We start from the raw sequence: 21,200 nt of genomic DNA, 5'->3' as shown, positions 1-21,200 counted from the left end.
CGCCATTCTTTTCGCTATCGCGACATTAAATGTTTTTCGCCGATTTTGAGCTCACGCTATCAGCAAATTCGTAGTTTTATGCTCATGGCACTCTGTACACCGGGGCGATGCCAAACAACGACTTGAACGCTGAACAACGACAATGCAGCAGCAGAATCCTGTCGTAGTGAATACCTGCGTCAGCCAGTGCATTAAAAAACTGGTCCAGAGCAGGGGGTGCCATGCCGAAGCGATTTCTAACCGTCATCACGTCCATGGGGGTTGGTGGCAGCGTGTTCCGCAGCGGCGATTGATTGGAGTTGCGCACGACATGGCTGATGTCCTGATAGCTTTCGCCATAAGGACTCTGAAATTTTGACAGGATGTAGTTTTTTATCATTCCCGGCCGTGAAGTGCCTGCCAGCAGTTTGTCAGTCAAGACGTAGGGATGGGCCAGCGAGCTTACGAGTGTTGGGCGCTGCGTATCGAGGAGGGCGAACGGGCTTGCCTGTTTACTGACCGCCCGATGCAATCCGGGGTCGACCAGTTCATGGCCATGCGGCGCGTAGACCTGCAGTTCAGTGCCGTTGGGGATGGCTGCATTTTTACTCCATGGCAGGTAGTAACCGTGGCTACTGACCACCAGCGTGCGCGCTTGTCGGGTTTCGGCGGTCCATAGCAGAAACTGACGTTTGAGCTTCCAGGCTTTCACTGCCAGGGTGGAGAACCCGGCGTGACCTGGAAGGGTCCAGGCTTTCAGCACCGTGTCAGTATTGAAAAAACTTTCCATACGGGTTTCGCGGTTCAACATCGAACGGTTGAGCCAGATGCTAAAACTTTTAGTGCTTGAAACTGAAGTAATCGCAGGCGTTAACGCAGGTTTGACCGGTGTTGCCAATTTGCGCAGAGCATTGGTCAGACGGGGCATGGCAGGCGGCAATTGCAGTAATCCCACAGACAGAGCACTGAGCAACGCTTGCTGCTTCTCGGCATAACGCGCACCAGGCAGGTTCGCCGAAGCGATATTCAGCGCTGTTAGACCCAGTTCGGTCGCCAGCGAGGCAATCAACGCAGGCGTCAGCAGTATCGACATCGGGGCGATCAGAAACTGCAGTTGATGGAGCTGCCGCGTCCAGTACCGAAGTGACACTTCCTGGGAGGTAACCACGGTGTCATCCGCATTCCAGAGACTGTTTTGCCTGAGCATACTGACTATCTGAGTAAACGGAGAGCCGGTGACGTTTCGCTCGCTCAACTCCTGCGCCAGCGCTTTGCGGGTGTCGTGATTGAGCAAAACGTCAGTCCATGGGCGCATCAGGGAAACCGGCTCGCTGGGAGCCTGATCGCCAGCCCAGACTTTCAGAATGTAAGTGAGCCGCTCGTGGTGTCGCACGGGGACGTAATCAAGCAGGGCACCTCGCCACGTTTGACTGCGTGCGGCATGACGCAGGTAACGGTTGAGCAGCTCCTCGTTTTCGAACTCGATAAATGCCTTGAGCGCACCTGCCTGGTAGAGCACCCGCTGCGTTTTGCCAGGATGGCTCAGTACCAAAAGGCTCGGGCAGTATTGGGCGGTCGGGCCGTCGAACAGAGAGTGCTGTAGATACAAACCGGGTATCGACCATTCGATCCGAGCGCCCCGGGTTTCGATGTTCAGTTGCTCCAGCGCTTTGACGATCATATCGAACCCGTGACGCTGCACGGTGCGTTGCTTGAGGCATAGCAATGCCTGGGTCACGAACTGGCTTTGCAGGGTCGCCTCGATGGCTGCCTTGTGCTGCGCCCAGAACTCATCGATTTCCTGGCGCATCACCTTCAGAAAGCTGATCTCACGAATGACACTCTCAATGGCCTGAACGTCCATGGGCAGCTCTTGGCGCGCGTCCCACTTGCCCGTGCCGGTGACGTCGAGATACACCGCATTACGGCCTCCGTTATCGATGTAGCCGGCTGGCGATGCGACGCGGTAATTGCTCACCAGTGCCTCGCTCAGGCTAATGGGTTTTTCATCCGGGACCTGAATGTCGAGGGCGGGGTGCCGGGCGTCACCTAGCGGAGTGGTGGACTGACCCCGCAGATAACGAATGAACACCTGATCGGGGTTAACCACCCAATGGTGTTTTTCCCGCAGTGCCTTGGCCATGACTTTGGCGGCCGTGGCCAAGGGGACCGGGATCTGCTGCAGAACATCGGGGTGCGACTGCCATACATCCATCGCGCCGAGCAAACTCAGGCCACGCTCTATGGTTTTGAATGGATGGGGCTGAGCGCTTAGGCCGATCTGTGTCTCGATATAGTCCAGCGAGCGTTTTTCCTGGGCGGCGGTGATAGCCGAAAAAATATCACCGTCGACTTCGGTGAGACTGACTGGCCCGGAGTAGTCATGCAGGCCAGGGAGCGTCTTCATGGCATCAACGAACTTTTTACTCATGTGTGCCGGTACATCGCTGATGTATTCCACAGGCGCAGTTCGACCTCCCGGCATGTGGATATAGCAATGTGATGTGTTGTTAGACCGTAGCTGAAAAGCGTCGGGTAAATCCTGTTCATTGATCGACAGCAGGTGCGCAACGGCGCGCTGTCCTCGGGCGGATATTTCAAGGCACGCTGCCGAGTCCGGGAATGCCTCCAGCCCCAAGGCGTCAAGCGCGAGTTCATAGCCTTCGCGCGTGATCAGTTTGCGAGCGTACTGCCGCGCCAACTTATCCAGAAAAGACAGCTTGGCCAGCGCCCGGTAAGTGCCCCGGTGCCTGGCCCAGAAACTTTCCATCAGAGCGGGGTAGTCGAGGAACCAGCGGCTATTGATGATCAGGTTGAGCGCAGCTTGTGCGGTAAGGGCGGGGATTGATTTATCCAGAGGCTTGTCTGTGAAGCTGTACTGCAGAAGCGCACGCATCATCGCGCCGTTGAAGGACAGTACGCCGATATCCGTCAGCGTCATACGCCGCGAATAACGCTCACGGCCTTGGTTGTCGACCTCGGGATTGGTTTCAGTGCAAAAGCGGATACTGAGTTTGTCGGGGGACAGGGCTTTACCGGTGGTCTGTTGCAGCAGATGCTTCAATTGCTCGCGTATATAAGCGCGCAGGGGTGGAGGGTAATCCATATCCAGCTGGATGGCTTTGAGCAGCAGGGGCGAATGGGCGATGAGTTTGAAGCCGGGGCTTTTTGTGAGGTTTTCCAGGCGCTGGCGATGAGCGTCCGTATGCAGCGTTTGATCGTTCATGAAAAGGCCGACTTAGTGAGTTGAAGCGTCACTATGTCGGCTGGTTTTTTGTGATTGGGCTAATTATGTATGGGACCCAAGACTCTTTGCACTTATGAACAACATACAAACTACAGATTGAAATGCGCTTTTTGTAGGAGCTGCCGAAGGCTGCGAAGCGTTCATCCTGACACACCGCCATCGCAGCCTTCGGCAGCTCCTACAGGGGGCGTTCACCGCGTAAACACCCGTTTTTTGTGGGAGCGAATTCATTCGCGAATGCGTTTTTCCTGCAAAAAAATATGTGTCTGACACACCGCTTTCGCGAATGAATTCGCTCCTGCAAGGGTGTGTGTTTCAAGCCGATTTAGCGCTATTTATCAGCCTGCAAATAAGCCCGCCAGCCGCCCAGATGGCTGATGTTTTTTGCACCCTCCAGCCCATAAGCTTCGCAGATGAACCCGCACTCCCAACGTCCGTCGGCGAGCTGCACTTTGCCTAAACCCAGTGGCGCCGGAATTCCGGTGAGGAATGAGCCCAACTCGTGGCTCGGCAGTTCCCAGACTTCCACCTCAATGGCAACGCCACCTTGATCGACCCGGACCATACCCGGCCTGAACGGCGGGCCGCCTGCCAGTGCGTAGAGTTGGTAATCAGCAGAGCTTCGCGTGGTTTCAACCAGCCGAGCGCCGCGCTGTTTGAGTTGCCAGTTCAGCGCCAGGCCATCCAGATGCGCGCCGCACACCACTACGCGAGCCATGTCATTACGGGCGAGGGTAGCGGGTTTGTTCAGCGGCGTTTTCAGGCCCCCCGTCAGCGGCAATTCGGTATGCCGTTGCAGGGCGTCAGCAATGCTTAGCAGGTATTGATCGGTGAAGACCCGACCAAACAGCGTCACGCCCCATGGCAGCCCGTTATCCATGAAGGCGCTCGGTACGGCTATAGCGGCGTAATCCAGCAGGTTAACGAAGTTGGTGTAGTAACCCAGATCCGAGTTACGCAGTACGGGTTCGGCTTGCAGTTCGGCGTTGGTCACCGGGCGGGGGATGCTTGGCGTTACGACGAAGTCCAGACCTTCCATGGCTTTGTCGCAGATCGCCTTGAGCGCTTGCAGGCGGTATTGCGCGCGGAATGTATCCACACCCGTCACGCCGGGGGCCTTGGCCAGCACTGCTTTGATCACCGGCAGCACAGCGTCGGGACTGGTCTCCATGAGTTCGCCAGCGACGCTGTAACGTTCGGCGACCCACGGGCCTTCATAGAGCAGGCGTGCGGCTTCAAGAAACGGTGACAGGTCCAGCGTGACGGCTTGGCCACCCAGCGCGGTCAGGTGGTCAACGGCGTCGCTAAACAGCTGCGGGCCTTGGGTGCAGCCGAAGAACTCCAGGTCTTCTTCGCGTGGAACGCCGAACCGGAACGGGCGTGGCGCACCGAATGCCGAAGCATCGTTCCACAGAGGGTTGCTGCGGCTGTATTCGTCACGGGGGTCCAGTCGTGCGGTCAGGCTCAGCAACTGGCTGGCTTCGCGGGCGGTGGCGGTGAAGGTGGTCACGCAGTCCAGCGTGCGGCAGGCGGGCACGACTCCGGCGGTTGAGATCAGGCCTTTGCTGGCTTTCATGCCGACCAGATTGTTTAGCGCAGCGGGCACCCGGCCCGAGCCTGCTGTGTCGGTGCCCAGCGAGAAGCTGCTGACGCGCAGCGCGACGGCGAGTGACGAACCCGAGCTGGACCCGCCCGATGGATATTCTTTGAGCACGCTGTTCGGGCAGGCGCCATAGGGCGAGCGGCTGCCGTTCAAGCCGGTGGCAAACTGATCCAGATTGGTTTTGCCCATGGGGATCGCCCCCAGTGCCAACAGTTGCTCGACGATCGTCGCCGAGCGTTCAGGCGTGTAGGCATACGCCACGCAAGCCGCCGTCGTCGGAATACCTGCCAGATCGATGTTGTCCTTGATCGCGAAAGGGATGCCGTAAAGCGGCAGGTCCTTGATATCACGGCCCTCCAGTGCGGCGAGGTAGGGCTCCAGTTCGTTCGGGGTCAGCAGGTGAATGAACAGGTGATATTCGGGGTTCAACGCAGCGGCTTTTTCGCGCAAGGCGAGGATCAATTGACGGGGTGTCAGGTTGCCGGATTCATAGGCCGCACGGACTGAATCCAGGCGCAGGTCACGCAACGTTACTTCAAGGCTCATAGAAGAATTCCATCAAAAAGTAAAAGGATCAGTCGGCTTGCAGTACGACGACACGCTGACCTGCACGGACTGCCGAACCTGGCTGAACGCGCACCTCGCGGACCACGCCTGAGGTCGGCGCCAGCAGCGGAATTTCCATCTTCATCGACTCTAGGATTACCAATGCCTCACCTGCCTCGACACGCTGGCCGACCTCGACCTGCACCTGCCAGAGGTTGCCAGCGATATGGCTGTCGACGCTGTGTTCTCCTGCCTTGAGCGGGGCTTCTTCAGTCAGGGGGGCGACGGCTTCATCGCTTTCGAAATTAGCCTGACCGCTGGCAATCCAGCGTTCACGTTCAGCGTTGAATGCCGCTTGTTGCTGGCTGCGGAAAGAGGCGATGCCCTCGGCTTCGCGATTCAGGAACGCCTGATAATCGGCCAGGTTCAGCGTGCTGTGTTCGATCTCCAGGTCATAGCGACCTAGCGGGAAGTCACGACGGATGCGCAGCAGTTCGTCTGCGCTGACCGGGTAGAAACGGATCTGATCGAAGAAGCGCAGCAACCAGGGTTTGCCGTCGAACGCGGCAACTTCGCGGTAGCGATTCCACATCTGCAAGGTCCGCCCCACAAACTGATAACCACCGGGGCCCTCCATGCCGTACACGCACATGTACGCGCCGCCGATGCCCACCGAGTTCTCAGCAGTCCAGGTGCGGGCGGGGTTGTATTTGGTGGTGACCAGTCGGTGGCGCGGATCCAGTGGCGTGGCAACCGGAGCGCCGAGGTAAACATCGCCCAGGCCCATGACCAGATAGCTGGCCTCGAACACGGTGCGCTGCACTTCGTCGAGGTTGGGCAGGTCGTTTATGCGCCGGATGAACTCCAGATTGCTCGGGCACCAAGGGGCGTCCTTGCGCACGGTAGTCATGTATTTTTCGATGGCGAGCTGACAGGCCGGATCATCCCAGGACAACGGCAGATGGACGATGCGCGAAGGGACTTGCAAGTCCTTGGTCGCGCAGACCGCGTCCCATTCACCAGCGACGATATCGAGCAGTTGCGCCAGCGGTAGTCGTTCCGGCTGGTAATGCACTTGCAGTGAGCGAATGCCCGGCGTCAGGTCGATTACGCCTTGCAGATGCTTGGCTTCCAGCGCCTGCATCAAGGCATGGCCGCGGAAGCGCAAGACCAGATCCAGCTCCGGTGCGCCGATTTCCAGCAACAGGTGCGTGTCGCCTGAGAGGCGGGCGACCAAACGAGTGTCGTCTGCGCCAATGTCGAGCACGATAGGGGAGGTGAGCTGGAAAGGAGCCTGTAGAAGCGAGCTTGCTCGCGATGAGGCTGGTACAGCTGATACATTTGCAGCGTCTGAAATACCGCCATCGCGAGCAATGTGGAGCGCCACCCCGATCCTCCTACAGAGGTTTGCGGTTTCAGAGAACAAGCGGCGTGCCTGTTCAATACTCACCGCTTCAAACATCACCTTGTCCCCAGCCTTGAGCTGGCCCAGTTGCCACAGGTCCGCCTCGATGATGGTCACCGGGCAGACGAAGCCACCCAGAGATGGACCGTCCGGGCCGAGGATCACCGGCATATCACCGGTGAAATCCACTGCGCCGATGGCATACGGGTTGTCATGAATGTTCGACGGATGCAGGCCCGCTTCACCACCATCAGCCCGCACCCACTCCGGCTTCGGCCCGATCAGGCGCACGCCGGTGCGGCTGGAGTTGAAGTGCACTTCCCACTGCGTGGCGAAGAACGTCTGTATGTAGTTTTCAGTGAAGTATTCCGGTGCGCCGTGCGGGCCGTAGATGACTCGCATGTGACGCACTTCAGCAAGGTCTTCCAGTTGCTCTGAAGCGACTTGCTGCCCGGCGCTACGATTAACCAGTGGCGAAACATGCAGCACGTCACCCGCCCGCAAAGCGCGTCCGCCGTGCCCGCCGAACTGGCCGAGAGTGAATGTGCTTTTGCTGCCCAGATAATCCGGCACATCCAGCCCACCACGCACGCACAGGTAACTGCGCGCCCCGGCTCCGGCAATCGTGCCCAGTGCCAGTTGTGAACCAGCGGGCACGAACACTGCCGTATTCAGCGGCTGCGGTTCACCGTCCATCGTCAGTGGAATAACTGCGCCGGTGACCGCCACCACAGCATCGGTATTGAAGCGCAGTAACGGGCCGCTCATGGTGATTTCCAGTGCCGCGCAACCTTCGGCATTACCCAGCAAACTGTTGCCCAAACGCAAAGCACGGCTGTCCATCGGACCGGACGGCGGCACGCCTACTGCCCAGTAACCCAGACGCCCCGGATAATCCTGCACGCTGGTTTGCGTACCGCCACTGAGCACTTCAAAGGTATCGGCCTGATAGACCAGACCTTCCAGGCAGCGAGTCCATGGCTGGCCGCTGGCGAACGGTACGTCGGCGATAATCTGCCGCAGGTAGTCGCGATTGGTCTCCACGCCATACAGGCGGGTTTCGCTCAATGCATTGGCCAGTCCATCGCTGGCTAATTGGCGATTGGGTGCCCAACTGATCACCTTGGCGATCATCGGGTCGAAGAACGGCGGAATCTCGCATCCGGCTTCTACCCAGGTATCGATGCGCAAGCTTTTGCCATCTACAGCCGGGAAGTTCACCGCTGTCAGTAAGCCAGGACAGGGCTGGAAATCCCGCCCCGGATCTTCCGCATACAGACGCGCCTGTATGGCGTGACCGCTGGGCTTGAGCGCGGCTTGCAGCTCGCTCAACGGCGGCAGATCACCGGCTGCCAGTTGCACCATCCAGCTGACCAGATCGACACCCCAGACTTGCTCGGTCACGCCGTGCTCGACTTGCAGGCGGGTGTTCACTTCGAGGAAGTAAAAACGCTGATCGTCGCTGTCGAAAACAAACTCCACAGTTCCTGCGCTGCGATAGTTAACGGCTTTGGCAAGTTTGATCGCCGCCATGCACAGCGCTTCACCCATGCCGTCGGGCAGGTTTGGCGCGGGGGTTTCTTCGAGGACTTTCTGGTTGCGCCGTTGCACCGAGCAATCGCGTACACCAAGGGCCAGCACTTCACCACGGCCATCACCAAACACCTGCACTTCAAGGTGCCGGGCGCGCTGGATGTATTTCTCGATGAATACGCCGGAGTCGCTGAAATTGTTCTGCCCGAGTCGTTTTACGGCCTCGAAGGATTCGCTCAGTTCTGCGGCACTGCGGCAAACGCGCATGCCAATCCCGCCACCGCCTGCGGTGCTTTTCAGCATCACCGGGTAGCCGATGATTTCAGCCGCGCCCAGAGCGGCTTCGACGCTGTCGAGTAGCTCGGTGCCTTCGAGCATCGGCACGCCGTGCATCCTGGCCAGCGCACGTGCCGTGTGCTTGAGGCCGAAGACGCGCAGTTGCTCGGGCGTTGGCCCCACGAAGGCGATCCCTGCATCTTCACAGGCCTGAGCAAAGGCCGCGTTTTCCGAAAGAAAACCGTAACCGGGATGGATGGCTTTCGCACCGCTGGTTTTGGCGATGGCGAGGATTTTGTCCACCGCCAGATAGGTACCGGCTGCGCCGCCTTCACCCAGACTGTGGGCCTCATCGGCTTCCAGCAGGTGCAGACTGGCCGCGTCAGCCTCGGAGTACACCGCGACGCCTTTGACGTGCAGTGCACGAAGGGTGCGCAGGATGCGGCAGGCAATGGCGCCGCGGTTGGCAATCAGCAGTTTTTCGAACATGTCTTGAACCCCGGAAGCCGATCAGCTCGACCTCAAACTGGGAAGCGGGCCGTCCCGCTATTGATGTGTCTGCACGAGGGTCGTCCGTCGTGGTGTGTTCAGGTGCTGCAATACTTGAATTGCAATGCGGCCCTTGTGGGAGCGGTGCTTGCCCGCGATAGGCTGGACGCGGTTCCCTTTAGATCGCGTCCAGCCTATCGCGGGCAAGCACCGCTCCCACAGGTTCTAAGCAATCCCATAGCCCCGTGTAATCAATTCCAGACGTGCAATTCAGCCGGTGTCGGGTTGTAGCCATTGCACGGGTTGTTCAATTGCGGGCAGTTGGAGATCAGCACGATCACGTCCATTTCGGCGCGCAATTCCACGTACTTGCCGGGGGCGGAAATACCGTCTTCAAAGGTCAGCCCCCCATCAGCCGTGACCGGCACGTTCATGAAGAAGTTGATGTTTGGCCCGATGTCGCCTTTGCCCAGGCGACCATCGTGGGCACAGGCCCGCAGGTAGTTATCGCGGCAGCTGTGCATGTGGCGTTTTTCCAGAGCGTAACGCACGGTGTTGCTCTCTTGTGCGCAGGCACCACCGAGGGTGTCGTGGCGACCGCAGGTGTCATCGACGATGGTCAGCATCGGCTTGCCGAGGTTGGAATACAGCACGCTGCCCGTAGTCAGATAAACGCTGCCTTGACGGCGCAATGTGCGCTGTACGTCATAACGCTCACGAGGGTTGGCGAGGCTGAAGAACAGCGTATCGATTGCCTGGTTGCCTTCCAGATCAAGGATGCGCAGGGTTTGCCCGGCCTTGAGTTCGGTCAGCGACGGCTCGCCTGCCGGGATGTGAGTAGTGGTGGTCGGGATGTTGGTATGCAGACTCATGACAATGCTCCTCAGGCGAACAGGCGGTCGGTGTTGATGAAACCGCGCTCGTTTTCCGGGCGGGACGTGCGGCAGTGTTCGGCGACGCTGGCGTCGGCTTTCATCCAGCTCAGCTTGACCGGTTGTGGCGCGTATTCCGGGTTCGGGTCCATGGGGTGTTGCAGAGCGGTGAGCACCACCAGCGTGTCCATTGGTGCGTACAGCTCGATGTAGTCTCCGGCCTTGGAGTTGTTCGGCACGAAGTGCAGCTTGCCCGCGTCGTCAACGCTCACTCGGCTGAACAGGTTCAAGGTCATCAGCAGGTCGGACAGCCCTAGACCCCACTTGCCCAGCTCGACCAGCAGGTTGTCGACGCCGTTGCGGAAGAAGCCATTGCGCAGCTCCTGATAGCGACCCTGGCCATATTTTTCCGCGACTTCATCGGCGCAGAGCACGCCGCCGATGCTGTCGCTCCAGCCGCAGGTGTCAGCCGTAATCGCCGTCAGTACGCGGCCCATGTCCGAATACAGGCAGTGACCGCTGGTGAGCTTGGCGGTGTGTTGGCACTTGAGGCTGTCGGGCAGATTCAGCCGCTCGGTTTTTTCGTGTGCGTTGAGCATCGTCAGGCTGACGTTGGCATTGCCATTCAAATCGGTCAGGCGCAGTAGTTCACCGCGCTTGAGGATGAACGAACGATGGCCGCCACCGGGTAGCAGTTCTTCGGCGAATACGGGGAATAAGGTGCTTGATGTGGTCATGAGCAATGTCCTTTAAGCCTGTTGCAGCGAATCAAGCGCGGCGCGTGCGGCGCGGCGGTCGCTGTTCAGGGGGATGTCGTAAGTGATGCGCGCGCCGTAAGCGCCGGGGGCGTGCGGATCGATGCGCACTTTGTCGAATACCAACAGCCGGGTGCCGAGGTTGAAGCCTTCGGACAGGTCGTGAGTGACCATGAATACGGTCAGTCGGGTCTCGCGCCACAACTCCAGCAACAACGCGTGCATGTCTTTGCGAATGCCGGGATCGAGGGCGCCGAACGGCTCGTCGAGCAGCAGCACCCGAGGTTTCATGATCAGCGCTTGAGCGATGGCCAGCCGTTGTTGCATGCCGCCAGACAGCTGCGCGGGGTATTTATCCAGCGCGTGACCGAGGCCGACTTTGTGCAGCAGTTGCGCAGCCTGTTCCCGAGCTTCCCGCTTGGCTGTGCCAAACAACCGACCAAGGAATGCCGAACGAGGCAGTTCAAGACCCAGCGCTACGTTGTCCAGCACCGAAAGATGCGGGAACACCGAATAGCGCTGGAACACCACGCCTCGACTGGCATCCGGCTCGCTGGCCAGTGCCTTGCCGCCCAGTGTGATCGTGCCTTTGCTCGCCACTTCCTGGCCCAATAGCAGGCGCAGAAAGGTTGATTTGCCGCAGCCCGAAGCGCCCACCAGTGTGCAGAACTCGCCTTCGGCGACGCTCAGATTCAGGCCTTCGAGCACCACCAGATCGTCGTACTGCTGCCAGACGTTATTGACTGAAATGAAGCTCATCCGCGTGCCCCCTCATACCAGGGGAAGGCTTTGCGGGTCAGCGCCTTGAGGCCCCAATCCATGAGCCAGGCCAGCAGGGTGATCCAGACCACATAGGGAAGAATCACATCCATGGCCAGATAACGCCGAACCAGAAAGATCCGATAGCCAAGGCCGTCGGTGGAGGCGATGGCTTCAGCGGCAATCAGGAACAACCAGGCCGAGCCGAGCACCAGTCGCAGAGCAATCAGCAGACGCGGCAGCAACTGCGGCAGGATCACCCGCAGGATCAGCGTCCAGGTTGATGCGCCCAACGTTTGCGCCTTGATCAGCAACTCGACGGGAATTTCCCGGGCGCGCTGCTCAAGATCGCGGGCCAGAATCGGCGTGATACCGATCACGATCAGCATCACTTTCGACAGTTCGCCTAACCCGAAGACAATGAACAGGATCGGCAGAATCGCCAGCGGCGGCACCATCGACAGCACCGTCAGCAGCGGCGATAACGGCGCGCCGAATAACGGCAAGATCCCCGAGGCAATGCCCAGGCACAGGCCCAGCAACGCGCTGATGCCCAGGCCGATTCCCAGACGCTGCAGGCTGGAACCAGTGTCCTGCCACAGCAGATAGCCGCCGCTGCGTTGGTCCTCGGTGAAGGCCATGCGTTTTACCGCATCGGCCATCTGTACCGCGCTGGGCAACAGCTTGTCGTTGGGATTTTCCGTCAGCCGTGTTGCCGAGCCCGTGAAATAGGCGAACAGCAGCAAAGCGAACGGCAGGAGCACCAGAATCAAGCGGCTGGCGCGATCCGGGCGGCGATTTATCAAGCGCATGGCAAAGACCTTTGAGCAGAACGCGAATTACAACTTGCCGTCGGCAGCCATCTGCACATAGCTCGGATCGAAGTGCAGCTTCTGGTTGGCCTTGTCGCCGGAGGTCACCCCATTGGCGAAGGTCATGCCCACAGCGCTGGAGTCTTTGGCGCCTTCACCGAGCAAGCCATGCTCGAAAGAGAAGTTGGCGACTTTGCGCATGGTGTCCGGCAGCTGTTTGCTGGTGGCGAACTCAAGCGCTTCTTTGGGCGTAGCGAACAGCTTGGTGGTGTCCAGCTGTGCCTGGAAACCGGCCAGATCGGTGCCTGAAGCTTTGGCCATGTGCTCAAGAGCGGCTTTGCTCTGGGCATTTTTCGCGTTCATCAGTGCGACCACTTCAAACCATGCGCCGGTAAGGGCTTTGCCCAGGGCCGGGTTGTCTTTCAGGGTCTGGGTGTTGACCACCATCATGTCCATGATCTCGCCAGGGATCTGGCTGGAGTTGAACACTTCAGTCACGCCGGGCTTGGCTTTGATGTCGGCCAGCATCGGGTTCCAGGTGGTGACGGCTTGCACGTCGTCAGTGTTGAAAGCCGCGGAGATATCAGCGTCGGAGGTGTTGACGACTTTCAGGTCTTTTTCTGCAAGGTCAACGCTGTCCAGCGCGCGGGCCAGCAAGTAGTGGGAGACGGAAAGTTCGACCAGATTGACGTCCATGCCTTTGAGGTCAGCAACTTTCTTGCCGGTCCCTTTGAGGACGATGCCATCATTACCATTGGAGAAGTCGCTGACCACCAGTGCGGTGCTTTCCACACCGCCCGCAGCCGGGATCGTTAGCGCGTCCATGTTGGTCATGGTGCAACCATCGAACTGGCCAGCGGTGTATTGGTTGATGGATTCGACGTAGTCGTTGAGCTGGGTAACATCAATCTTGATGTCGTATTTCTTCGCCCATTTATCAACGATGCCTTGGGTGCCTGCGTATTCCCACGGCATCCAGCCGGCATAAATGGTCCAGCAAACGTTGAATTCTTTTTTTACGGCGGCGTGTGCCGGGGAGAGGATCGATGCAGCGATGAGGCCTGCGGTGAGCAGACCTAATAGACGGGACTTTTGCATGTTTACCTCCAGTAGCGAAAGAAAGGCGATCAGGAGCAACGCGACACCACTGGTGTCCTGTCTCCCGGGCTTTTATCCCGCCGTGTAACCTCTACTGGAGGTCGCTGACTCTCGGACCAGCCACTCGCCAGAAGCGAGCCGGAACCCTAGTCAGCTATTGCAAATTGTGGTGCCGCGAACCTGAGTTGACTCCTGCACACGGTTTGTTAAGCGAGAGTTGTGCCAAGTCGCGCGAAGGCCCGCATGCCGTGACTGGCAGCGATACTGGATGCTCATTCATGGCCAGATTTTGCTGTGCGATGGTGCGTGGGTGCACTGTGATGGGGCGGCAGCTCGTCAGGTGACGGGGGGCGCAGGGCACTGGACGGTCTTTTTAATGTCTTATTTTTCGTCCGTTGCTGTTTGGACGGGCGCCGACCAGCGTCGCTGGTGTGTGCACTATCGCGGTCCAGGAGGCCGCCATGTATCGACGAACCTTGCTCATCGTTTTGCTGGCCCTGAGTCTCGCCGGTTGCTACACAGACTCAGGCTACTATTCGTCCCGGGTGACGGCGCTGCCGACCACCTATGGCGCCACCGAAATCTATTCCTACGACAATGGCTACCGTTCCAATTACTACCAGGAACAGCGCATTTATGTCGCGCCACAGCCCCGCTACTATTCTGCGCCGCCGGTGCGTTATTACTCACCACCACCGGTACGCTACTACGCGCCGCCACCGGTCCCGCGCTATTACCAGCCAGGCCGGCCACCGGGCTACGGTTGGGGCGATAACCGCTACCGCGGTAATCCCGGTTATCGCAATTCGCCGCGTAACGACTATCACGGTCGTCCAGGCCGACCCGGTCCTTCGTGGGGCGATGGTCATGGTGATGGCAGAGGCCACGGCGGTCCCGGCAGAGGCGGTGGACGTGGTGACGGTCGAGGCGGTCGAGGCGGCGATGGTCGAGGCGGGCATCGGTAGGTGAATCGAAACGGCGCTCCTAGGGGGCGCCTTTTTTGTGATATCCCACCACAGATTCTATGCAATTCAGTGGGACCGGCTTTAGCCGGGAATAGGACAGTTCAGTTAATGAAAATGGAGCGTCAGAAATACCGCCTTCCCGGCTAAAGCCGGTCCCACTGGATTTGTGTCTCACATCAGCTCGCCATGCGGCCAGGTTGTTGCGCAATAGCAGCTTCTAAAGATTCAGAGCCTGTCGTTCGGGATTTTCGCGTCTGCGCTCAGGCGTAATGGTTTCATACTAGCCAAGCTCACTGACTCTGTGGGTTTGCGGACAATCCCTTTAAGGTCTCGTACAGATAGCGTACGAGCTAAGGGGTATGCCTCACGGTCTGCGAGCTTTCCAGACTCAGCCTCTGCGAACGGTTTGTCTTCTGGCATCACTAATGCTCCACGATTTTTCGTATTCTGAAGAATAAGCTGATCGAATCAAGCCGCGATGAGCATCCGGTCAGGAAAGAGCCTTAGTACCCCGACAAATCCGCCAACGGATGCCGTCCTTCCCACGCCTTGCTGAAGTGCGCATCAATCACCGCCAACGGAATCGTCGCTACGTCCTGCCAATGCCAGTGGGGCGTGTTGTCCTTGTCGATAAGCCGCGCACGCACGCCCTCGCTGAATTCCGGATGGCGGCAGCAGTTCAGGCTGATGGCGTATTCCATCTGCAGCACCTCGGCCAAGGACATGTAGCGGGCGCGCTGGATTTGTTCCCACACCAAATGCGCGGTCAGCGGGCAGCCCTGTGTCAGGTTTTTAGCGGCGCGGGCCATGAGTGCGTCGTCGCTGTGTTGCAAATGGCTGATGGCGTTCCAGGCGCAGGGCAGGTTACCGACGTCGAGCAGTTCATCAATCTGCGCTCGGCGGGGTAGCCACTGTGCCTCAGGCAACTGGCTGATGGCTTCATGTTGCAGGGCCTTGAGCAGGCTGTTGAGCTGAATCGACGTTTGCTCCTGCCAGTTCAATTGCTGCAGGCCTTCGATCAGGTCCTCTTGTTGTTCATCAAGCATGAAGCGGTCTGCCAGATACAGATCGAGCGCGTCGCGAGCGTTGATGTGAGCGCCGGTCAGGCCAAGGAATAACCCAAGCTTGCCGGGCAGGCGTGACAGGAACCAACTGGCGCCAACGTCTGGAAACAGGCCGATGCTGATTTCCGGCATGGCCAGCCGACTGCTGGGTGTCACAATGCGCGTGCTCGCCCCTTGCAGCAGGCCCATGCCGCCACCGAGCACGTAGCCGTGACCCCAGCAGATCAGTGGTTTTGGATAGGTGTGCAAGCTGTAGTCGAGGCGATACTCCGCGGCGAAGAAACTGGCAGCCAGCGGCGGGACTTCCCCAGGATGTTCACGGCATTGATCCACCAATGAGCGCACATCGCCACCGACACAGAAGGCCTTTGTGCCATTACCGCGCAGCAGAACGCAGACGATTTTCTCGTCGCTGGCCCAAGTATCAAGACGATCCTGCAGGGCGAGGATCATGGGCAGTGACAACGCATTCAGAGAGTGCTCGGCGTCCAGAGTGGCGATGCCGATGCGTGCGCCATCCTGAGCCGGAAGTTCTTCAAATTGCAGATTCATCGTGACCTCTCGAGGGCAATACAGGTGTCCAACACAGGTGTGATTACCCGGCGTCGGGTTAAGTTGCATGAGGTGCAGTGTAGGAAAAGGCTGGGGGCGACGAGCTGATTTGACATTGGCGGCCAGCTTTCCTAGTGTCCGCGCATTGATTTCAGGGTGTGACCATGACAAGCGACGACCGTATCAAACTTGACCCTAGCTGGAAGCAGGCGCTGCGTGAGGAATTCGAAAAGCCTTACATGGCCCAACTGCGTGAATTCCTGCGTCAGGAGCACGCGGCAGGCAAGGAAATCTATCCGCCCGGGCCGCTGATCTTCAATGCATTGAATTCTACGCCGCTGGACAAGGTCAAGGTGGTGATACTGGGCCAGGATCCGTATCACGGCCCCGGTCAGGCTCACGGCTTGTGCTTCTCGGTCCAGCCGGGCGTGCCTGCACCCCCTTCGCTGGTCAACATCTATAAAGAGTTGAAGCGCGACCTGAACATTGATATCCCTCGCCACGGTCACTTGCAATCCTGGGCCGATCAAGGGGTGTTGATGCTTAACACTACGCTGACCGTCGAGCGTGCCAATGCAGCTTCCCATGCAGGCAAAGGCTGGCAACATTTCACTGACAAGGTGATTGAAACGGTCAGCGCCCAGCAGCCGCATCTGGTGTTCATGCTGTGGGGCGCCCATGCGCAGAGCAAACAGAAACTGGTGGATGCCACCAAGCACCTGGTGCTGACCTCGGTGCATCCGTCGCCGTTGTCAGCCTATAAAGGCTTTCTGGGTTGTGGGCATTTCAGCAGGGCGAACAAGTATCTTGAGCAGAATGGCATGGAGCCGATTGAGTGGCGTTTGCCGCAGGATTGATGAGATCTCATCTTTTGTAGGAGCTGCCGAAGGCTGCGAAGGCGGTGTGACATGGAAATCGTTTCGCAGCCTTCGGCAGCTCCTACAGAAAACGTTAATCTCCAGCTCGCCGATCCCAATACCGAAAAATCGGCTCAGCCAGAAACAGTACGAACAACAACCTCATCACCTGCATCGCAGTCACCAAGGGCACGGAGAGTTGCAGGACTTCGGCTGTCAGGCTCATTTCCGCAATGCCGCCAGGCATCATGCCCAGGGTCAGTGAGCGCAGATCCAGATGAGTCGCGGTGCTCAGAGCAAATGCGGCGAGGGCGGCGATGGACATGGTCAGCGCAGTCCCGAGCAGCGTCCTGATCATGAAAGACGGTGCGCGACGAAAGAACTGACGATTGAAGTGGCAACCCAGCCCACTGCCGATCAGCCACTGACCGGTCTGGCTGCTGCCGTCCGGTAGGCCAATATGCAGATCAAAACTGACACTGATCACTGCACTGACCAGTAACGGCCCGAACAGCCAGGGATTCGGTTGCTTCAACCGTTGCCAGAGCCAGGCCACCGCCGCACCCAGCGGGAACAATACCGCCAGCCACAGCCAGTTAACGCTCCCGGCGTGGACAATCGGCGTGCCTTCGCCCATCAGGTATTTGAAAATGGCCGGAACGCAAAGTACCACCATCAGCACCCGCAGGCTTTGCCCTGCGGCAACGCTACTGAGGATGGCGCCATTGCGTGCTCCGAGGTTGACCATCTCTCCCGAGCCTCCGGGCATGCTTGAGAAAAACGCCGTTGCGCGGTCTTCTCCGGTGCGAAGCATGAGCCACACGCCTACCACACTGGAAATACTGGTGATCAGTGCAGCGAGAAAAATCAGCCCGAAATGCGCGGTGACCTGCTCGATCACCACCGGGGTGAAGTGCAGGCCAATACCGATGCCGACAATCCATTGGCCGCATTTGCGGCCGCCGGGTATTTCCGCCAGTTGCCAGGGAGTCAGGCAGCGAACAAGGATGATCGCCAATAGGGAGCCGACCATCCAGGGAAGAGGCCAGCCGACCAGGCTGGCGAGGTAGCCGCCAGCCAGACCGACCAGCGGTGTTGCCCACCAGCTTTTGAGGGGTCGATCAGACACTGGTCGCAGCACTGCGTTGGGCAGAGCGCTTGCGCCAGATACGAATGATCGGGAACAGCAGCATGAAAATGGTCAGCACCCAGACACCGATGGTGATCGGGCTAGACCATAGAATCTCCATCGCACCGTTGGAAATCGACAGTGCACGACGCAGGTTCTGCTCCATCAAACCGCCCAGGATGAAACCCAGCAGGATCGGCGACAGCGGGAAGTCCAGCTTGCGCAGGATGTAACCGAAGATACCGATGCCGACCATCAGGAACAGGTCAAAGGTGGTCGCGTGGACGGCGTAGACGCCAATCCCGGTGATGATTGCGATTACCGGCACCAGTGCCCAGTTCGGCACGTTGAGGATGCGGGTGAAGATACGAATCATCGGGATGTTGAGGATCACCAGCATGACGTTGGCGATGAACAAAGAAGCGATCAAGCCCCAGACGATATCTGGCTGCTGTTGGAACAGCATCGGACCTGGAGTGATGTTGTACAGCGACAGCGCGCCGATCATCACCGCCGTGGTACCCGAACCCGGTACGCCCAGCGTCAGCATGGGCACCAGTGCGCCGCAAGCCGAAGCGCCAATCGCGGTTTCCGGTGCTGCCAGACCGCGCATGTCGCCCTGGCCGAATTTGCCGCTGGCACCTGCCATGCGCTTCTCGGTCATGTACGCCACGGCGCTGGCCAGCGTTGCTCCGGCACCTGGCAATACGCCCATGATGAAGCCCAGCAAGCCGCAACGGATGTTGACCACGAACACCGCGCCCGCTTCCTTGAGGTTGAACAGCATGCGCCCGGTGGCCTGCACGGCTTCCTGACCACGGTGGGTTTTTTCCAGCAACAGCAGAATTTCGCTGATGGAGAACAGGCCCAGTACCAACACCACAAACTGGATGCCGTCAGTGAGGTGGATATTGTCGCCGGTAAAGCGATAAACACCGCTGTTGGCGTCGATACCGACTGCCGACAGAAACAAACCGATCAACGCCGCAATAAACGTTTTGACGGGACGATCACCTGCCATACCGCCCAGGCAGACAATGGCAAAGACCATCAGCACGAAATACTCCGCGGGTCCGAAGGCTATCGCCCACTTCGCCAACAGCGGCGCGAATAGCACCATGCCGCAGGTAGCGATAAAGGCACCGATGAACGAACTCCATGCTGACAGTGACAGAGCAACGCCTGCCAGGCCCTGACGTGCCATCGGGTAGCCGTCGAGGGTGGTCATGACGGTCGATGCTTCACCCGGGATGTTCAGCAGGATCGAACTGATCCGACCGCCGTATTCACAACCCAGATAAACCGCTGCCAATAGAATCAGCGCGGACTCCGGCGGCAGGCCCAGTGCGAAGGCAATCGGGATCAACAGCGCGACACCGTTGATCGGGCCCAGGCCCGGCAACAGCCCGACGACAGTGCCGATCAACGTTCCGCACAATGCAGTAATGAGGTTATACGGCGTCAATGCAACGCCGAAGCCCTGGCCCAGATAGCTGAAAGTATCCATTGATTAGTTCTCCAGAACGTCGAGCAGGCCCAGGGGCAACGGAACGTCCATGGCTTTATCGAAAAGCAGGTAAAGGCCGACGCTCATCAGAATCACCACGATCACGCTTGGCACCCAACGGCCGCCATACAGGCGCGCCATGGGGATGCCAATCAGAATGCTGCTGAGGATGAAACCCAGCGGTTCGAAAGTCCCGGCGAAGATCAGCAGCAAGACGACGCACGCGACGATCTTGATGATGGTTTCACGGTCCAGTGGAGGCTCTTCTTCGGTATGAACAATGGGCGCCGGGCGGAACAGCATGTAAATCAAAGCCAGGCTCATCAACCCGAGCATCAGCAGGGGGAATGCCCGGGGGCCAACCGGTTCGTAGGAAAACGGCGCCTGATAGGGCCAGGCCATTACTGCCAGGCCAGCACACAGCAGCAATAGCACTGCGGCGAAAATACGTTGGATCACCATGGTGAAAACTCCCGGGTTGCGCTGCCGCGCAGGCAGACGCAACCACTAGTCAGTCAATCGATCACTGAATCAGGCCGAATTCCTTGGCCAGGGTCTTGTAGTCAGCAACCTGTTTCTTCACGTAGGTGTCCAGTTCTGCGCCGGTCATGGCGAACGGGAACAGTTCACGCTGGTCACGCAGTTTGGCGAAGTCTTCCGAAGCCAGCAGCTTGTCGAACGCAGCTTTCCACCAGTCGTATTCGGCGTCGGTGACTTTTGGCCCGAGGTAGAAGCCGCGAACCACTGGCCAGACGATGTCGTAGCCTTGTTCTTTGGCGGTCGGAATGTTTTTCATTTCCGGCTCGTCCAGGCGGTTCTCGGAGAACACGGCCAGCAGGCGCATGTCGCCGCTGAGGATGTGCGGCATCGAGTCGGAGATGTCGGTACTGCCCACCTGAATGTGGCCGCCGAGCAATGCGGTTGCGATTTCACCACCGCCTTCGAGTGCCACATAACGCAAGTCGCGCGGGTTGATACCGGCTGCCTTGGCGATCAGCGCAGTCTGCATCCAGTCCTGGCTGCCCACGGTGCCGCCCGAACCGATCACGACTTTGCTTGGGTCGGCTTTAAGAGCCTTGACCAGATCGTCGAGGGTTTTGTACGGCGAGTCATTTTTCACCGCGATTGCGCCATAGCTGGTGCCCACCGCAGCAAGCCAGCGCACGGCGTTCTCATCGAAACGGCCAAACTTGCCTTGCGCCAGGTTCAGCAACGAACCACTGGACCAGGCGACCAGCGTGCCGGCATCGGCAGGGCGCTGAGCGACCACTGCGTTGTAAGCCACAGCACCAACGCCGCCGGGCATGTAAGTCACACGCATCGGTTTGGTGAGGATTTTTTCGTTGATCAGCGCGCTCTGTACCAGTTTGCAGGTCAGGTCGAAGCCACCACCAGGCGAAGCCGGGGCGATACATTCAGGGCGCTTGGGTTCGTCTGCCGCAAACAGCTGCGTGGCAAACATCATGCAGCCCGCGGCCAGCGCGACACGACGCAAGGATAAAGTCATGGTCAGTCTCCAGATTTTTGTTTTTGGATGTAGAACTGTGTTCGATTCGTTTTACGGGCGGCCACAAACAGGCCAGCCCGGACGTGCTTCATCGCAGTGAATGAATATCGAAAGCAAACGGAGGTGTGCCCGCAATGAAATGCGTGCAACTGAAAGCGTAGAGATAGGTTCTGCAGACGGGCGAGGGTGCCCTGGACATTGGCTGTGTCATGGTCGACTCCGTTCTTGTTCTTATTGTGAAAGCG

At 58.8% G+C, this 21,200-nt stretch carries 15 protein-coding genes and 1 riboswitch; of the genes, 2 read left to right on the top strand and 13 right to left on the bottom strand.

Annotated elements, in window-relative coordinates:
* Nucleotides 1–82 precede the first annotated feature (82 nt).
* From EE949_RS17735 to EE949_RS17700, 8 genes are all read right to left on the bottom strand, one after another.
* Nucleotides 83–3,205: a dermonecrotic toxin domain-containing protein gene (locus tag EE949_RS17735; protein ID WP_122665458.1), complete on the bottom strand. Its 3,123-nt coding sequence runs from the start codon at nucleotides 3,203–3,205 to the stop codon at nucleotides 83–85.
* Nucleotides 3,206–3,557: 352 nt separating this feature from the next.
* Nucleotides 3,558–5,375, bottom strand: a complete 1,818-nt coding sequence (atzF, locus tag EE949_RS17730) for an allophanate hydrolase (protein WP_122665457.1) — start codon at nucleotides 5,373–5,375, stop codon at nucleotides 3,558–3,560.
* 28 nt (nucleotides 5,376–5,403) lie between these two features.
* Complete coding sequence (uca, locus tag EE949_RS17725; protein ID WP_122665456.1) at nucleotides 5,404–9,078, bottom strand: urea carboxylase; 3,675 nt, start codon at nucleotides 9,076–9,078, stop codon at nucleotides 5,404–5,406.
* A gap of 251 nt (nucleotides 9,079–9,329) precedes the next feature.
* Nucleotides 9,330–9,950 (bottom strand): urea amidolyase associated protein UAAP2, encoded by a 621-nt coding sequence (locus tag EE949_RS17720; protein ID WP_122665455.1) that lies wholly within the window; start codon nucleotides 9,948–9,950, stop codon nucleotides 9,330–9,332.
* A gap of 11 nt (nucleotides 9,951–9,961) precedes the next feature.
* Nucleotides 9,962–10,687, bottom strand: a complete 726-nt coding sequence (locus tag EE949_RS17715; protein WP_122665454.1) for an urea amidolyase associated protein UAAP1 — start codon at nucleotides 10,685–10,687, stop codon at nucleotides 9,962–9,964.
* A gap of 12 nt (nucleotides 10,688–10,699) precedes the next feature.
* The gene (locus tag EE949_RS17710) at nucleotides 10,700–11,464 is read right to left on the bottom strand and encodes an ABC transporter ATP-binding protein (RefSeq protein WP_122665453.1); all 765 of its coding nucleotides are present in this window, start codon (nucleotides 11,462–11,464) and stop codon (nucleotides 10,700–10,702) included.
* On the bottom strand, nucleotides 11,461–12,276 hold the full coding sequence (locus EE949_RS17705; protein WP_122398367.1) for an ABC transporter permease: 816 nt from the start codon (nucleotides 12,274–12,276) through the stop codon (nucleotides 11,461–11,463). The genes EE949_RS17710 and EE949_RS17705 overlap by 4 nt, the downstream gene beginning before the upstream one ends.
* Nucleotides 12,277–12,303: 27 nt before the next feature.
* Nucleotides 12,304–13,374, bottom strand: coding sequence for a putative urea ABC transporter substrate-binding protein (locus tag EE949_RS17700; RefSeq protein ID WP_122665452.1), 1,071 nt, complete (start codon nucleotides 13,372–13,374; stop codon nucleotides 12,304–12,306).
* Nucleotides 13,375–13,433: 59 nt separating this feature from the next.
* A riboswitch (guanidine-I (ykkC/yxkD leader) is annotated at nucleotides 13,434–13,535 on the bottom strand.
* Nucleotides 13,536–13,919: 384 nt separating this feature from the next.
* Here EE949_RS17700 and EE949_RS17695 point away from each other — a divergent pair.
* Nucleotides 13,920–14,339 carry a hypothetical protein gene (locus EE949_RS17695; protein ID WP_430735950.1) on the top strand — a complete coding sequence of 140 codons (420 nt, stop codon included), beginning with the start codon at nucleotides 13,920–13,922 and terminating at the stop codon, nucleotides 14,337–14,339.
* A 503-nt stretch (nucleotides 14,340–14,842) separates the two neighbouring features.
* Here the strand turns inward: EE949_RS17695 and EE949_RS17685 are convergent.
* Nucleotides 14,843–15,955 carry an enoyl-CoA hydratase/isomerase family protein gene (locus EE949_RS17685; RefSeq protein ID WP_122665449.1) on the bottom strand — a complete coding sequence of 371 codons (1,113 nt, stop codon included), beginning with the start codon at nucleotides 15,953–15,955 and terminating at the stop codon, nucleotides 14,843–14,845.
* A gap of 164 nt (nucleotides 15,956–16,119) precedes the next feature.
* On the opposite strand from EE949_RS17685, the gene ung reads away from it, so the two are divergent.
* Nucleotides 16,120–16,812, top strand: a complete 693-nt coding sequence (gene ung / locus EE949_RS17680; RefSeq protein WP_122665448.1) for a uracil-DNA glycosylase — start codon at nucleotides 16,120–16,122, stop codon at nucleotides 16,810–16,812.
* A 94-nt stretch (nucleotides 16,813–16,906) separates the two neighbouring features.
* Here ung and EE949_RS17675 read toward each other — a convergent pair whose 3' ends face one another.
* From EE949_RS17675 to EE949_RS17660, 4 genes are all read right to left on the bottom strand, one after another.
* A complete protein-coding gene (locus EE949_RS17675) occupies nucleotides 16,907–17,941 on the bottom strand; it encodes an AbrB family transcriptional regulator (protein ID WP_122665447.1) in 1,035 nt (344 codons plus the stop codon).
* Entirely contained in the window at nucleotides 17,934–19,448 is a 1,515-nt protein-coding gene (locus EE949_RS17670) for a tripartite tricarboxylate transporter permease (RefSeq protein ID WP_087264701.1), read from the bottom strand. Before EE949_RS17670 ends, EE949_RS17675 begins: the two co-directional genes overlap by 8 nt.
* A 3-nt stretch (nucleotides 19,449–19,451) precedes the next feature.
* Nucleotides 19,452–19,910, bottom strand: coding sequence for a tripartite tricarboxylate transporter TctB family protein (locus EE949_RS17665; RefSeq protein WP_122665446.1), 459 nt, complete (start codon nucleotides 19,908–19,910; stop codon nucleotides 19,452–19,454).
* A 61-nt stretch (nucleotides 19,911–19,971) separates the two neighbouring features.
* Nucleotides 19,972–20,961, bottom strand: a complete 990-nt coding sequence (locus EE949_RS17660) for a Bug family tripartite tricarboxylate transporter substrate binding protein (protein WP_162874477.1) — start codon at nucleotides 20,959–20,961, stop codon at nucleotides 19,972–19,974.
* Nucleotides 20,962–21,200 lie beyond the last annotated feature (239 nt).

The organism is Pseudomonas viridiflava (assembly GCF_900602065.1).
In the GTDB taxonomy this organism is placed as follows: Bacteria; Pseudomonadota; Gammaproteobacteria; order Pseudomonadales; family Pseudomonadaceae; genus Aquipseudomonas.
This window is presented reverse-complemented; position numbering and strand designations above follow the sequence as displayed.